The sequence below is a fragment of the Actinomadura sp. B10D3 genome (assembly GCF_039871695.1).
Classification (GTDB): Bacteria; Actinomycetota; Actinomycetes; order Streptosporangiales; family Streptosporangiaceae; genus Spirillospora; species Spirillospora madurae.
Genome location: NZ_JBDPLY010000020.1, coordinates 15,373 through 30,220 on the forward strand (window position 1 = coordinate 15,373; position 14,848 = coordinate 30,220).

Annotated in this window: 13 protein-coding genes; 3 read left to right on the plus strand and 10 right to left on the minus strand. The window is 69.0% G+C overall.

Annotated features, from left to right (window positions below):
- Positions 1–28 precede the first annotated feature (28 nt).
- Complete coding sequence (locus ABGB11_RS26750) at positions 29–412, plus strand: hypothetical protein (RefSeq protein ID WP_347636933.1); 384 nt, start codon at positions 29–31, stop codon at positions 410–412.
- A 130-nt stretch (positions 413–542) separates the two neighbouring features.
- Here the strand turns inward: ABGB11_RS26750 and ABGB11_RS26755 are convergent, their stop codons facing one another.
- The 10 genes from ABGB11_RS26755 to ABGB11_RS26800 form a co-directional block, all read right to left on the minus strand.
- Positions 543–1,199, minus strand: a complete 657-nt coding sequence (locus ABGB11_RS26755; RefSeq protein WP_347636935.1) for a DUF6461 domain-containing protein — start codon at positions 1,197–1,199, stop codon at positions 543–545.
- Positions 1,200–1,301: 102 nt separating this feature from the next.
- Positions 1,302–1,643: a DUF5713 family protein gene (locus ABGB11_RS26760; RefSeq protein ID WP_347636937.1), complete on the minus strand. Its 342-nt coding sequence runs from the start codon at positions 1,641–1,643 to the stop codon at positions 1,302–1,304.
- Between the two features lie 179 nt (positions 1,644–1,822).
- Positions 1,823–2,803, minus strand: a complete 981-nt coding sequence (locus tag ABGB11_RS26765) for an NlpC/P60 family protein (RefSeq protein ID WP_347636939.1) — start codon at positions 2,801–2,803, stop codon at positions 1,823–1,825.
- A complete protein-coding gene (locus tag ABGB11_RS26770) occupies positions 2,803–3,702 on the minus strand; it encodes a replication-relaxation family protein (RefSeq protein WP_347636941.1) in 900 nt (299 codons plus the stop codon). Before ABGB11_RS26770 ends, ABGB11_RS26765 begins: the two co-directional genes overlap by 1 nt.
- A complete protein-coding gene (locus ABGB11_RS26775) occupies positions 3,699–6,128 on the minus strand; it encodes a type IV secretion system DNA-binding domain-containing protein (protein WP_347636943.1) in 2,430 nt (809 codons plus the stop codon). The genes ABGB11_RS26770 and ABGB11_RS26775 overlap by 4 nt, the downstream gene beginning before the upstream one ends.
- Positions 6,125–7,933, minus strand: a complete 1,809-nt coding sequence (locus ABGB11_RS26780; protein ID WP_347636945.1) for an ATP-binding protein — start codon at positions 7,931–7,933, stop codon at positions 6,125–6,127. The genes ABGB11_RS26775 and ABGB11_RS26780 overlap by 4 nt, the downstream gene beginning before the upstream one ends.
- Positions 7,930–8,916, minus strand: a complete 987-nt coding sequence (locus tag ABGB11_RS26785) for a PrgI family protein (protein WP_347636947.1) — start codon at positions 8,914–8,916, stop codon at positions 7,930–7,932. Before ABGB11_RS26785 ends, ABGB11_RS26780 begins: the two co-directional genes overlap by 4 nt.
- Positions 8,913–10,346, minus strand: coding sequence for a hypothetical protein (locus tag ABGB11_RS26790; protein ID WP_347636949.1), 1,434 nt, complete (start codon positions 10,344–10,346; stop codon positions 8,913–8,915). Before ABGB11_RS26790 ends, ABGB11_RS26785 begins: the two co-directional genes overlap by 4 nt.
- 301 nt (positions 10,347–10,647) lie before the next feature.
- Positions 10,648–10,962, minus strand: coding sequence for a pilin (locus tag ABGB11_RS26795; RefSeq protein WP_347636951.1), 315 nt, complete (start codon positions 10,960–10,962; stop codon positions 10,648–10,650).
- Positions 10,963–11,324: 362 nt separating this feature from the next.
- Positions 11,325–12,203 carry a hypothetical protein gene (locus ABGB11_RS26800; RefSeq protein ID WP_347636953.1) on the minus strand — a complete coding sequence of 293 codons (879 nt, stop codon included), beginning with the start codon at positions 12,201–12,203 and terminating at the stop codon, positions 11,325–11,327.
- A gap of 728 nt (positions 12,204–12,931) precedes the next feature.
- On the opposite strand from ABGB11_RS26800, the gene ABGB11_RS26805 reads away from it, so the two are divergent.
- Entirely contained in the window at positions 12,932–13,672 is a 741-nt protein-coding gene (locus ABGB11_RS26805) for a hypothetical protein (RefSeq protein WP_347636955.1), read from the plus strand.
- On the plus strand, positions 13,669–14,847 hold the full coding sequence (locus ABGB11_RS26810) for a DNA methyltransferase (protein WP_347636957.1): 1,179 nt from the start codon (positions 13,669–13,671) through the stop codon (positions 14,845–14,847). The genes ABGB11_RS26805 and ABGB11_RS26810 overlap by 4 nt, the downstream gene beginning before the upstream one ends.
- Position 14,848 lies beyond the last annotated feature (1 nt).

Sequence of the window (14,848 nt, forward strand, 5' to 3'; positions counted from 1 at the left end):
TGCACCGCACCGCAGAGAAGGGGAGAACATGAACCGGTTCGAGACCTACGTCCGCGACCGCCACGAAGAAGCCCTCCGCGCACGAGGCGATGCCGAAGGCCGACTCGTCGCCCGTATCGACGAGGGAGAGGGCCTCACCTCCGAGGTACGTACCGTTGCCGAACTTCGTGCGGTGGCCGGATGGTGGGAGAGCGTCGTCATGAAGATCGACCAAGGTGGCAGCGACCCTGTCGACGCCCTATGGCGTGTACGCGAGGCCGCGCGCCGCGTGTTGATCGACCGGCCCGCCCCGCGCGTCGCCTGCCCGTTCGGCCTGGGATTCGCTGTGGCCTCGATCGAAGGCGCCCGCCGCTTCTACCGAGACACCGCCCACCTGGAGGCCCTGGCCACGAAGCCCGAGCCGCAGCGGTGACAGCCGGCCGCTCATCAAGCCTTCTCATTGAGCGCCTAGACCAGTAGCCGACACTCTGCCGGCTTGACTCGAGGGTGGCAGTGCTGCGATTTCGGTCGCAGGACCGTACCGGGCTGAGACGATGAAGTCCTCAGGCGAGTTGGGTGATGGCGCCTACAAGGAGCGGCTCGTCGAGAAGGCTCGGAGTGAACGCGACACCGGTGAGCTCAGCCGCCAGTGCGAAGACCCGCGCGATCCGGTGCTCGTACATTCGATCCCAGGCGTCCTCGTCCTCCCACTCCTCATCGTTCAAGGTCTCCGTAGGCATCCCGAACTCGTGCATGATCGGGTTGATCCTGTTCGGATCGCTGCCCCACCGCCTGCTCGGCATGTGCGGAGTGAAACCGGTGAGCAGTTCGCCGTCGGCTGCGTACACGAAGGAGTCTTCGGCGTAGTCGTGCCGCGAGATGGCGATCATTTCGCAGCCCTCAGAGAGCCGGGTGTGGTACCCGGGCAGTACGGCGTACCAGCCCAGGAGTTCGATGGCCACGCTCCACCCTCGGGCCTGCCGCACTCCGACGTAGCCGCTTCCAGAACCGCCTTGGGTCCTGGTGGTGAAATCTCCGACGATGTCCCAAAGCTGATCGAAGGTCATCTCTTGGCCGGGCGCTTCGTCAGGCCCGAACCTGTGCAGGACCTCGGCAGGGGCGAGCTCACGGAAGAACGAAACGCAGTAGATGCCGCCCAGTCGCCGGGGGTGCCCGCCGGGTCCTTCGAGCCAGTGGTACGGAGACAGAGGATCGGCCACCGTCCTCCTTCGCTATCAAGAAGCGCTTCACGGATAGATGCCGTACGGCGTTCTGTCAGGGGCCCGCGCGCACGGCGAACTCGGCGCAACAGGTGCCGGGAATCACCAGTACCGGGTAGCGATCAGTTCCTCCGCGTCCGCATCTGCGAAGCCGTAGGCCGAGGCCACGAACCAGAAGTCCTCGGCGATCAGCTCGCGTGCCACGGTCTCGATCTCGCTGCCGGCCGCGTAGAACTCTTCCTCCAGCGCGTTGAACTCCTCGGTCGCGGCCTGCGTGAGCACGTACAGGGCCGCCAGATCGGACGGCGGCTCGGACTCGATCCGCTCGCACAGCCTCAGCAGGATCGCCTTGCCCTTGTCGACGAGGTGATCGGGAAAGTATCCGTCGTCGTACAGGCCCTTCAGGAAGGCGTGATCGGCCACCTGCTGGTTCGTGAGCGACACCGTGATCTCCTTCGTACCGGGCTCCGATATTGCACCGCACCACTGACAAAGCCGTCAGCCGGGCCAGTGCGGAACGTCCCGGCGAGGCGGTCTACCAAGCCTCAGCACGAAGCAACGAGTTGGGCCGGCCTCGGAGCTGGCCGGAGAACGGGCGTGCTGTTCAAACGGCGTGTGGTGTATCAGCGGGACTTGCCCAGCCGGAGCAGTGGGCGGGTGACGCCCATCCAGTCGGAGCGTTTATAGGACTGGACTCCGATGTTGGGAATGCAGGTGGAGCAGCGGGCAGCGACCATCTTGCCGGGAGCGATGACCAGGCCGACGTGTCCCGGGCTACTGCTGGAGGTGCCGGGGCCGGAGTTGAAGAAGACCAGGTCGCCGGGTTGTTCGGAGCCTTTGGGTATGCGCGCGCCGAAGGGCCATTGCGCGAAGGTGGTGCGGGGGATGGTGAATCCGGCGGCGCGGTAGGCGGCTTGGACGAGGCTGGAGCAGTCCCACGCGTCGGGGCCGGTAGCGCCGAAGACGTACCGCTTGCCGCGCTGGGCCATGGCGAAGGTGATGATCTTTTCGATAGTGCCGCTGGGGACGCGTACGCCAGCGGGGGCGGCACAGGCGTTACCGTCCGTCGGTTTCGCGTGTTGGGCGTAGGTGCGGGCGCGGGCCAGGACATCGTTCACGTACGTCCAGGACTGGTTGTAGCGGTAGAGCGCCGCGCGCAGCCGGGCGGGCGCACCGTTGTGTTTGAGGTAGCGCGCGGCGGACGGGATGGCGTCGGCCGGGTCGTAGCGGTCGGTTTCACCGTCACGGTCGCCGTCCACGCCGAAGGCCTCCCAGGTGGCGGCCTGGAACTGCATCGGGCCTGCGGCTCCGGCGTGGTTCTCGCCGGAGCGGACGCCCTTATACCGCGACCGTCCGTGGTCGGACTCGGCGGCACCGACGGCGGCGAGCACGGGCCACGGGATGCCGTACTTCTTCCCGGCCTTCATGTAGAGGTCGAGATATGTAGCCGGGATATCGGCGGCCTTCGCCGTTGCGGGGGAGGCCTTCTCAGGCGCGCAGGTAGTGGTGGAGGACCGGCTTGAGGAGGTCGCTCCGCTGACCGCGCCAATGATCACCACGAGCAAGATGACGACCAAAGCCGCCCCTGCTGCGAGGGCTGGCATCAGCTCGCCTTGCCCGGAGCCGAGTGATTCTGCCGCGCGGCCTCCGGCCAGGCGCTGGCCAAGTCGGCCAACCGCAGCCGGGGGCCTGATGACCCGGTCGGCAGCCACACTCGCCCAGCGGGGCCTTCCGGTGCGGTTGCAGGCGTGTGCACGGCGGTGGCCACTGGTACTTCCGGGGTGCCGAGTCGCTTGCGGAGGTTGGCTTCGCGGGCTGTGCTGGGGAGCCAGAGCAGTACAGGTGTGGTGATGCCGGTGGACTCGGCGAGGGAGGCGTAGCCGGCGAGTTTGTCGGCGACACGGGCGAGGGTTTCGCTGCCGGTGTCATGTTCGAGGAAGAAGTCGATTTCGGCGTGGGGCTCGGTCCAGCGTCCGTAGGCGTCGGGGTGGGCAAGGTCTCCCCAGAGGGCAGCGCATCGCCGTTCGTCCCACCACTTGGCCACGGCTGATCCTGGGTGGGTGCGGGTGGCAGTGTGGAGTCGGGCGAAGAAGTCGTTGACGCCGACCTGGTGGCCGAGCTTGGCGGAGTGGGAGATGGCCAGCGCCGCCTCCCTGCGGTAGCCGAGCTCGGCGGGGTCGATGCCGCGTTCGCCTGCAAGCACGTGGGCGCCGCCGGGACCGAGTACCCAGTGCCAGGGCGTGCTTCCTGAGGGTGTCCAGGGTTGGAACCGCTCCAGGGCGGTGAGCCGGTACAGGGCCAGGAGCCGGTGCCGGGCCTTGCTGTAGTTCCCGAAGCAGATCGCGGTGAGCTGGTGGGTGGTGAGGACGCGGTGCTCCCACACCAGCTCGATCACTTCACGATCGCGTTGGGTGAGGCGGTAGGCGAGTTCGGCGAGCAGTTCCGGGTTGGCTCGGGGACGCGATGTGCGCTGGGTTCGGTGGCGTTGAACCGGTCGGCTCATGAGTCACCTCTCCCGCGTCGTGTACGGGGATCAGCCGGGGCTGTTCGGGGGCGTGGTGGTCGCTTCCGGTCGACGGGCCTTGTGGCGCCGTACTGGCTGCGTGAGACTCGGCGCGTGGCCTGCTGGCGTCCGTTGACGACTGCGGACAGTGGCCGGGTCCGGAAGGTGAAGGCGCGGCTGGGCTCGCTGCCGGTGATCAGGCGACCGGCGGCTTGGAAGGCGCCGAGGTGGGCGAGGTCGTGGACGGACAGCAGTGGGGCGACGTGGCGGGCGAGTTCGCCGGCGTCTTCGGGTGAGGTGGTGAAGTAGATCTTGTTGCGGGCGTCGGCGGAGACGGCGTCGCGCAGGTCTCTGGGCAGCTGGGTGAGATGCTGGTGGGCTAGGACGAGGGAGAGCCGGTAGCCGCGGGCCTCAGCGAGGATGTCGGAGACTGAACCGGGCAGGTTGAGGAAGTTGTGGCATTCGTCCACGTAGGCCGCTGAGTCCGGGCGCCGGTCCTCGGGTTGGGCGGCTCGGCGGGTGACGCCTTGCCAGGTGTGGGCCAGGAGCATGGAGCCGAAGAGGCGTGTGGCGTCCTCGCCTAGGACGCCTTTGGGCAGGCGCGCCAGGACGAGGCCGCCTGCGTCCAGGTGCCGGCCGAGGTCCACGGTCGACTCGGTGGCTGACAGGGCGTCTCGGACGAAGGGGCGGAGCAAGACGGCGCGCAGCTTGTTCATGACCGGGCCGATGACGGTGGCTCGGGCGCCGGGGGAGAGGTCGTCGTAGCCGTTCCAGAAGCCGGTCAGCAGCTCGTCGGCGAGCTGGCTGACGATGCGTGCCCGGTAGGCGGAGTCGGTGAGGAGCTTGGGAATCTGCGTGAGCGTGGCGCGGGATCCGTTGACGCCTATGAGTGTCAGGCACGCTGAGCGCAGCAGGTCGTCGAGGCGAGGTCCCCAGGCCGAGGAGAAGCAGCGGTGGAAGATCGTCACGGTCGAGTCCACGGCGAAGTGGGGATCGGGACCGGCGAGGACGTTCACCGACGGCGGCGGACCGGAGTCGGTGGGATCGAACAGTACGGTTCGCTCGACCATTGGGTATGGGAGCCGGTCCAGGACGTCGATGACCAGATCTCCTTTCGGATCGATCACCAGTGCTCCTCGTCCGGCGTGGGCGTCGGAGAGGATCATCGAGGCCAGCAGCGTGGATTTGCCGACGCCGGTCTGGCCGAGCACGTGGACGTGCTGGCGGGCGCCGGTTATCGGGAGTGCCACGGGGCGCGGGTGGCCCGCGTCGGCGTCGCCGAGCACCCGTACCTCGCCGTCGGCTGGCACGGCGGGTGAGGGTGCGACCGGGCGGGCTCCGGCGCGGGTGATGCCTGGTGCGTCGGCGTCCATGGGCAGGTGGGCGAGCGCGGCGAGTTCTGGGACGGAGAAGAGGTGTCCGCGGCGCAGTTTTCGCGAGGCGATGCGTTGCAGCGGGTGGTGGAGGCGTTTGCGGCGCAGGTACTGCTGGCCAGAGCCGTAGATGGCGAAGGTGGAGGCAAGGGCGTGTGCCTGCCCGCGTAGCCATCCGAACGCGGATGGATCGCTTCTCGCGTCGGTTGCCACGGCGTAGCGGACTTGGACCTCGAAGCGGGGCTGTGCCGCCTTGGTGAGGATGGCGCGGATCTGGCCGGTGCGTTCGGGATGGGTTCGAGTGGTGTCGAGGTTGCGCGGTCGCCCGGTCTTTCCAGGGGTGACCAGGTCGAACAGAGTTCCTTGCGGCGCCGTTGAGTGCCCGCGTCGCAGGGCTGCTGCTGCCTGGTAGGCGCGCTTGAGACGGAGGCCGGTGACGGGACGGGCAAGGACCTGGACGATGGCGTGCTCGCCTCGGCGCAGGCCGGCGGCGGCGCCTAGCAGGGGCCGCAGCGGGTCAGAGTCGTAATCGATTCTGAGTGGGAAGTGGTCCGCGCGGGCAGTTACGAGCCGCCCGCCAGTGGCTTCGCGGGTGGGGATGGCGGCTGCGGCTTCGGTAGTGGAGAGGGTGGCTCCGGGCCATGCCGCGCGGATCGTTTTCTCGATCATCCCGGGCGGGACCGTCCCTGGAACCCATACCTGTATCCGGATGCCGGAGGCGTCGGCGACGTACTCGAAAGCCAGGTGAGGCTGGCCCACGGTCCACCGTTTCCACAGTGGCGCGAGCAGCCCGACCTGGTGCGACCACCAGGCTTCCGCGCTGTGCCGGTCGACCACCGGCGGTACGGAGACCATGATGATCCGGGCTGCCCGCTGGTGGCGGGCATGCCGCCAGTGCCAAACGACCTCGCGGTACCCGAGCACGACGGCGGCCGCAGCGATCATTCCCGCCGTGATGGCCACCGCGTTATCGGTGAGCAGGGAGGCGAGCACCTCTGGTGCGTTGACCAGGTCAGTCCAGTCCCACCCTGAGGAGGCGAGCCTTTCGTTCATAGCGGGTCGTCCTCCTCGCCGGCTGCTTCGAGTTCGGCGATTTCGGCCGGATTGGTGGTGACGAGCTGGTGTTCGGTGGGCGAGGCGACTGCGGCGAAGGCGGCCCGGTCACCGGCGTTGCCTCCGCACAGCAGCCCCTCGCCGCGATCGGCCGACAGCAGGAAGGCGCGTTCGCCGTCGGAGAGGTTGAACGCCTCGACGACGGCTCCGATGGCCTGGGGCGATTGGCGGAGCAGGACCTGGGTTGCGGCGTTGGACACCACCGCCCGGCCGAGGTCGGAGGACAGCAGATCGGCGGCATCCTGGGTTATGACGGCCAGCCCGGCCCAGTACTTGCGTGCCGACTTGGCCAGGCGGTAAAGGAACTTGGCGCCTTCGGGCTCCTTCATCAGCAGCCAGGCCTCGTCCACCACGACCAGGCGCGGGCGGCGGTCGACGGGGTCGGACACGCGCCGCCAGATTGAATCCAGGGCGAGCAGCACGCCGACCGATTTGATCTCGTCGGGCAGAGCCCGGAGGGAGAAGACGGTGAGATGCCCGCCGGGACGGGTGGTGGTGGCAGCGGCGAACAGCTCCTTGTACGAGCCGGCCACGTACGGGGCCAGCCGCGCGGCGATGTGGTCGGCCTCGGTGTCCTTGCTGATGGTGAGCTGCTCGACCAGATCGGCCAGCAGCGGCGCGGGCCGACCCCAGGTAGCACGGTCGGCGGAGATGCCCTTGGAGGCGTACGCGGCGAGCACGGCTTTGTCCAAGGCGGCGCGGGCGGCGGGTGGTAGCTCCTCGCCGAGCATCGCGGAGACCAGGGTCTGGATGAACAGCGCCCGCCGGGTGAGAACGTCGACGTTTCGGGTTTCGGGCAGGTCGAACGGGTTGAAAGACACCCCTTCCGCGCCAAGCGCGATGTGGGTCCCGCCGACCGCCTCGGCCAGGCGCCGGTACTCGTCCTCCGGGTCGATCACGGCGATCTCGACGCCGTGGTACAGCAGCCGCAGCGTCTCCAGCTTGGTGAAGTAGGACTTGCCCGCACCCGAACGGGCCAAGACGACGGAGTTGTGGTTGTCCTGGGCGTAGCGGTCCCACAGCACTACGCCTGAGCTGGAGATGTTCAGCCCGTACAGCACCCCGGTTGTGCCGATCGGAGCGTTGAGGTCAGGGGAGGCGAACGGGAAGCTGGCCGCCAGCGCGCTGGTGTCGAAGCTGCGCCGTTGCTTCACCGGGTCGGTGCCCAGCGGCAAGCTGCTGATCCACCCCTGTATGGCCCGGAAGGTTGTGGGCTGGGCGTCCAGAAGCAGGGACGCGGCCAGTGCCCGTACCTGCTGGCTTTCGGCCTCCAGCGCCTCGGCGTCGGGTGCGTAGATGGTCAGGTAAAGCCCGACGCGGAAGAGCTTGCCGTTTCCGCGCGCCAGCGCCGCCGACAGCTCCGCGGCGTCCTCGGCCGCGGCCTCGGCGGCGAAGTCGGCCAACCGCCCTGCTCGGGCGTCGGCGCGCGAGGAGGACTCCAGCCGGGCGAGCTGGCGCCGCAGACGCTGCGCGGCCACCAGTGGTGGGATCGGCTCGATGTGCAGCGACACGTCCAAGCGGCCCGGGTAGGTCAGCAGCGGCTCCAGCCAGCCCGCGCCGACCTCGCGCGGATAGCCGACCACGGCGAACGAGGCGCACGTCTGCTCGGGGAACTCGACGCTCTTGGTGCCGATGCGCAGCGCCGATGGAGTGAAGGTGAGCGCCGATGGATTCCGCGCCTCGGCTTCGGGATCAGCCCGGCGGATGAGGCCCTTGAGACGGGCGGGAAGGTGCGTGGCGTTCACTGGGCGGCTCCTTCGTCCATCGACAGGGCGGAGGTGATCGGCTGGTCTGGATCCGGGATGCCGCCTGGCGGCCGTGCTTGACCCGGTGAGAGGGCGTCGATCAGTACCCGGGTGCAGGCGGTGGCGTCGAGGGCTTCGACTGAGATGCCGATCGCGGTCAGAGCTCGTTCGGTCTCCTCGGCTCGGCGGAGGACGACGGCTGCGCTGGCGTTCCTGGCCCCGTCACCTCCACCGGTCTTGCGGCGGTCACCGCCGGGCTGGTCGCGGATGACGATGAGGACTTCGCGGGTCAGGAGCTCGCGGGAGCGGGACAGCTCGAGCAGGAAATCGGCATGGGCGAGCGCTGCTCGTTCCAAGGCCGGATGCGGGAGCTGAGCAGCGGCTACACCGACCTGGGCAGACAACCCGGAAAGGTCGGCGCATCGGGTCTGGATGAGGATCTGCACGCTGGCGTCGAGTGAGTTGAGCCAGCGCCCCAGGAACGCCACCAGCGATGCCTGCTCAGCCGCCGTCCGCAGCCCGAATGAGATCGTCCCGGCCCGGACGATCGCCGCCATACCGCCGTCGGCCAGCTCCATGACCCCGTCCTCGCGGATGGCGCGGACGGGCAACCGCAGCGGAGCGGGCAGCTGCCCGCGTATCCGGCACCAGCGCGGCAGCGCCTCGACCCCCTCCGGCGCAGCGACCTGCGTTTTGCGGCGGGGCCAATGCGTGATTCCCAGCCAGGCGAACCGGTCCAGGCCGAGCCCGTCCCGCCGCCCCAAAGCCAGCGCGCTCCCGGCGGCCACCACTGGAAGCAACACCAGCATCACCACGAGCAGCGGCAGCAGACTGGCGATGAGCAGGTACAGCCACACGGTGAGAAGGCCGGTGATCCCGAGGATGAGCACCTGCCGGGCGGTCTGGCCGGCCAGGACCTTGTCGGGCTGCTCGATGTCGGCGGGGATCGTGGCCACCAGGGGCTCGTAGTCTTCGCCGTTCACCGGCGACCTCCTTTACGACGGGGTGGAACGAGCCGCAGCGTGGCTTGCCGTGCGGGCGCGGGTGTACGGCGTTGCGGAACGGTGCGCCGGGCACCTGGGAAGACGGGTGCCGTTGCGGAGCGGCTCCAAGAAGGCCGGACTGGACGAACGGGCACGGTGCGGGTGTTCGACTGCGGAGTCCCACCACCTGCCGGACCACCTCGCCGTGGAGCAGGGCGGCCCGGTTTTATCGGGCTGCCGGGCGGGGGTGGGCGGCGGCCGGGTCGGCTGCGGTGGTTGCCGGGGCGTCGCCGGTTGTAGCGGTGTGGGCGCTTGTCCCCTACTGGCCGCCGCTTCGGCTGCATGCCCGACTTCCGCTCGGCGTTGCTGGGACGAGGCCCGCCACCCGGAGGCTGGGTTTTGGGCCCGTTCGCCGGTCCGGGACTGCCTGGGTGTGGCCCCGGTCCCTTGGGCCTGCCGCCACCTCCAGGGCCCGGCTTCGGACGGCGGGGCCCGGCCGCCCCGGCAGCGCGGCCAGCGCGTGTAGCTCGCGTGATGGCGCCGAAGGTGTAGTACATCAGGATGCTTCGGGCGGCCTGGGTGAGCATTCGCGGTTGGGCGGGCTGCCAGATGGTCCGGGCGACCCAGGACGGGATGCGGATCATCAGGTAGAGCAGGCAGTTGAGCAGCAGCAGGTCGATGAGGTCGGCCTTGCTCGGAATGCCCCAGAGATGATCGTCGCCCGAGCCGGTGCTGGTGAAAAGCACCTGCAGCGCGGTAACGAACACCAGCGCCTGGCAGACCTGGATGGCCAGCATCCCGGTGATGCCCCGCCACCACAGGCGTGCGATGCCTTCGGTCATCGGCAGCGCGTGGAACATCAGCGCGATCGGCGCGGCGGCGATGAGCACCATCGTGATCGCCAGCCGCATGACGTAGATGAACGCCACCATCGCGGCCATCACGAGCGCGACCAGCGTTACCAGGATGGGAAACATGCCGGTGGTGTTGATCGTGGCCGTGATGCTGGAGGACATCAGCGTTCCGACCCGGTCGGGATCGATCCGCTGCTCCCCAGCCGACAGGAACGCCGCCGCCAAACCGTTGGCGAACGAGATGGCGTACCCGATCAGGACCAGGCTCAAGTTGGCCGACAGGAACGCCAGTAGCACCCGCGGCAGCAGGTCCTTGACGGTCAGCTCACCTGGCAGGGAATGCCCCGTCATCAGCAGCACGCCGACGACCGTGATGATGAGAACGAAGCAGGTGTTGGCGATCGTCTGTGAGGAGCCCCAAAGCTTCGCGGCGCGGGCCATCTCTGGCGAATCGATCTCCGGGGTGCCCATCACCGTGGCCGCCAGGAACGACATCACCGACTCGGAACCGGACTTGGCCAGGTCCCGGAACCATCCGGTGATGCCCTGGCTGACCGAGCACATGAAGTCCCACATGCCGCAGTCGTCGTCCTCGGGCGGTGAGCCGGGTGTGGACGGGGCGGGACCGGGCGTCGTGCTGTCCCCTTCCGTCGATGGGGCGACGGCGACACATCCGAGGGCGCGGGCGTGAGCGACGGCGTGGTCGACGGAGACGGCGATGGCGTCGTCGAAGGGGACACTGCGACGGCGGCACTCACCGTACGAACATCGGCTCGATCGCTGGGCTCTGAGCCCACGAGGGTAACGCTGCCCCCGAATACGGCCAGGGCAAGCAGCAGCCACAGGACGGGAGCGCGTTGCCGGATGCGGCGCCGGGTCATGCCTCGCCCACTATGCCCTGGAGGATCTTGACCAGCACCGGCGCCATGACCGCGACGCCGTACCCGATCGCGGCCGACCGCAGGGTCTTCTTGGCGGCCTCGACTTCGCTGGGGTCGCCGCCGGCGAGGATGTAGCGCAGCCCGCCGATCGTGGCGAACAGTGTCGCCAACCCGACCAGCAGCCCGACGATCACGTTGCGCAGGTTGGTGATGACCTGGTTGAGGTCGGCCACGGCCTCGGCGACGCCGGGCACCACCAGGACGACCACGGCCAGGACGCCGACCGCTGCGAGCAGCAATGCGGCGGCCACCCGAACCCAGCTGACCCCCTTCCTGCCGTTCGCCGCAGAAGTCCGGACCCTGCTGACGCCACTGCTTACGCTCGTGGTGACAGAGCGGATCCAGCTGACGCCTTTCCCGCCGGGCGCGGTGGAGGAGCGGGCGGTAACCGTACGGGACGGCTGCGCGTTCATGGTGAGGCCTCCGAACGGATGGAGAGCGGACGTTTCCCTGATCACTGGCAGCTCGGGAAGGGCTCGCGGGACGGGAGCGGGCGGGCTCCGGGTGTCCTCCTCCGAGGGCGCGGACGGGCGGTCGGCTGGTTGTGGGGACCGGGTGGCCGCCTGCCCGAACCGCTCCCGTCCTGCGAGCTCCTTCGCCCCTTAATGACCTTTCAGGAGCCCGGATTGGACATCAGTTCGCTGATCTCTGCGAGATCGCCCGCTTGGATGGCCTCGCCGAGCCTGCGCTCGGCACGCCGGCGCCGCTTCATCAGCGCCTCGTAACCCGTGCCGAGCTGTTCGGCGAGCTGGCGGGGGTCGACGTCCTCGAACCGGGTCACCCCGATGACCGAGGCTTCGAACCGGGAGAGGACCCCCTGCCGGACGGCTTCGGCCAGCACCAGATCGACGTGCCCAGCGGGCCTCTGTGTCACCGGCGGCAGCACCGTCTCCGCCATGCTTTCGGGCGCCACCTGCATGAGCGGTGAGCCGTTGGTACCGGCACCGTAGGCGGCTTTCCGTGCGCGCAGCAGCAGCCGCGGGCCGATGGCCTTGCGGTCGATGTCGATGGTGAGCAGCCCTTGGTGGAACGCGCTGACCATCGCAGCCGCGGCCTCGTCGATCCGGTGCGGCTCCTGCCAACCACAGCCGGAAGTCACCCGTGCCAAGGTCGCCTTCAGCCCAGGCAAGGCGATCCCGAGGCACCCGACCACCCAGGCCGGTCCGTCGTGCCGAGCACGGGACACCAGCTGAGCCCAGACCGCGTCACGTGCGGCGTAGCCGGTCGAGGGGTGCAGCAGGATCGCTCGCATCTCGCGCAAGCCGATCGAGCGTGCCGGAAGGCCGTGCCCGATCTCGGCTCCGTCCACGCAGAGCGGCGATGGACCCTGGACCAGCAGGCCGAAGCTGGCCTCGACGGCGTCGATCGCGTTGCCGCGGTCGATGTCGGTGCGAAGCTCACCGTCAAGGTCGTGGTGGCCGGACGGTGCCTCGGCCAATTCCGTCCTTGGCGAGGTGACGGTACGGACAGACGTGGAGCGGTTGGTGGACATGGCAAACCCCCGGAGAACGCGGAGCGAATGGGTCGCCGTCAGATCTCCACCCCTGTTCGGCACTGCATCGGCGCATCTTCGGCGTCGTCCTGGCCGACCTTCGAGCAGTGCGACCGCACCGAAATCGCAGCGAAACCTGCGGTGACCTGCACGAATACGCCAAGACGTTGCGGTCATGCATGTCGTGGGGCAGCTAGTTAAAGAATCGAAGGCATACCGAAACCGCCTCCTACCTGCGCCGACACTCGGCGTCCGCACCTTGGGTAAGGGCCGGCTCAAAGAAATCCGCGCTGCTTGAGCTACGCGGGACTCGGGCCTTCATGACTTCATGTCAACACGAAGGAGCCTCGTCGACGCGCTCTGTCGGATCTGGCGCTGCGAGGTCACGCAGCCGATCGGTGAGCAGGAAGTCTCGCAGCGCGCGAGCCCGTTGCCGGTAACCGTGCGTACGTCGGCCAGGACCGGGGCACTCCCCGATGTCCAGGACCAGCGCCTGGGAGGTTATTAAGGGGCGTGGGGATCGGGTGGCCGCAACGGGTCACCGCATCATGAGTACTTCACCGCCCAGCTTCGGAGCACCCGGTTCCGGTCACTCCAGTACGAGTCCCAACGGGTCTGCGCGGCAGCTGCTGCCCTTGACCGTGTGGCTGTGTCCTGACGCCGACCACGAGATCAGACCCGTGGCCACCGGCTCGGGTCCCTGGCTGTGCGGGCGCCATCGCCGTGCTGTGGGCGCCGAACTGGCTCAGCATCTGATCGACACCTGTACCCGCGAGGGGGAGGTGGTCGCCGAGGGGTTCACCACCAGCGACGCGGTCCTGCGGGCGGCGGCCCGGTCCGGCCGGCGCGCGATCAGTTGCGTGCCGCACCCGCCGCTCGCGCGGCACATCGCGACACTGCTACGCACCGACCTGCCCGACCGGCAGTTGTCCGGACTGCTGTTCCGTCCGTGTCGGCCGGACCAGATGCTGCGCGGTCTGGCCGATCACCTGGAGCGGGTTTCGCTGGTGGTCGCCGCGCCGCCGCCCTACCGGCTCGGTGCCGTGCAGGAACCGGTCCCGCGACGTGGCCATGGGGGATGCCCGGCGTGCCTGTCGGACACCCTGACCGGCGGGGAACTGCGGCTGGAGGGCTTCTTGCTGGGTGCGTGGCGGGTGCTGCGGCGCGGCGGACATCTCGCAGTGATCACCACCGCCCGCCATGAGGATGGGCGGATGGTGGATCCGGCGCCGCAGATCATTCGGCAGGCTCGGGCGCTGGGGTTCCGCTACCGCCAGCACGTCATCGCGCTGCGCGTCCCGGTCGCCGGAGACACCCTCGTCGTGCAGGCCCGCCCGCACGAACTGGCCCAGCTGCGGGACGTCCGGTCCCGGGCGCTGCCGCCCGCCGCCACCGTGCACGCCGACGTGTGCCTGTTCACCAAGTCGGCCGCGGCCCCGTCGGCCAAGCCGGAGAGGAGCGCGCGATGAGCGACCAGCAGCCGTGTTCAAGGCTGTCGGTGCTGGTGACCGGTCAGAAGCCGTCTCGCGTCCAGCGGCAGGGCCGGTACGTGTCCGAGTCGATGAAGCATCCGGCCCGGATGCTGCCGCAGATCGCCGCGCAGGTCATCTCCGCCTACACCGATCCGGGGGAGCTGGTGGTGGATCCGATGTGCGGGATCGGCACCACTCTGGTCGAGGCAGTCCATCTGGGGCGGGACGCGGCCGGAGTGGAGTACGAGGGGGACTTCGCTCGGCTCGCGGCCCGCAATGTTCAGCATGCTCGATCTCAGGGTGCCACCGGCCAGGCGAAGGTCCACTGCGGGGACTCGCGGCACCTGCCGACGAATCTCTCGCAGGAGCGCGGGCGTGCGGCGCTGGTGCTGACCTCGCCGCCCTACGGTGCCTCGACTCACGGCCACGTGCGTTCCAGCCGCGACTCGGGTGAGCCACGGATCGAGAAGTGGGATACGCGGTACTCGGCCGATCGCGGCAACCTGGCCCACTGCGGGCTGGAGGAGCTCTTCGACGGCTTCACCCAGATCCTTGCTGGCTGCGTTCGTGTGCTGAGATCCGGCGGCGTCGTCGCGGTGACGGTGCGGCCCATCCGGGTGAAGGGCGAACTGATCGACCTACCTGGCCACGTCATTCAGGCCGCCGAGAAGGCCGGGTTGATTCCCTCTGACCGGTTGGTGGCGCTGCTGTGTGGGTTGCGGGACGGGCAGATCGTCTCACGCGCGTCGTTCTTCCAGATGCTGGAGGCCCGCCGCGCCCGTGACCGTGGCATCCCCGCCTGCGCCGCCGCCCATGAAGACCTGCTGGTCTTCCGAACCTCGACACCATCCTTCACAGCCGGGGCAGGGCACGAGGAACGACGCGGGCATGCGGATTCCGCGGCTCCTGCAGCGAACACGGCACCTGGGAAATTGTCCCAGCGGACTGGGCTTGACCAGCGCCCAGGAGCCGAGCGTGCATGTCGGCGCTCCCGAACGCCAGCGCGCGGCTTGGACGGCGCCACTCGGACAGCGCGGCACGTCAGGCGGCCAGCGGGACGGAGCCTTCTCGATCCGCTGGAGGACCTCCGGGCCCCGCAGCACCTCGACACGGCGCCAACGCGACGGCTACATGGTCGAACGGCCAAGCGCCGACACGGGGGTGCACGGTGAA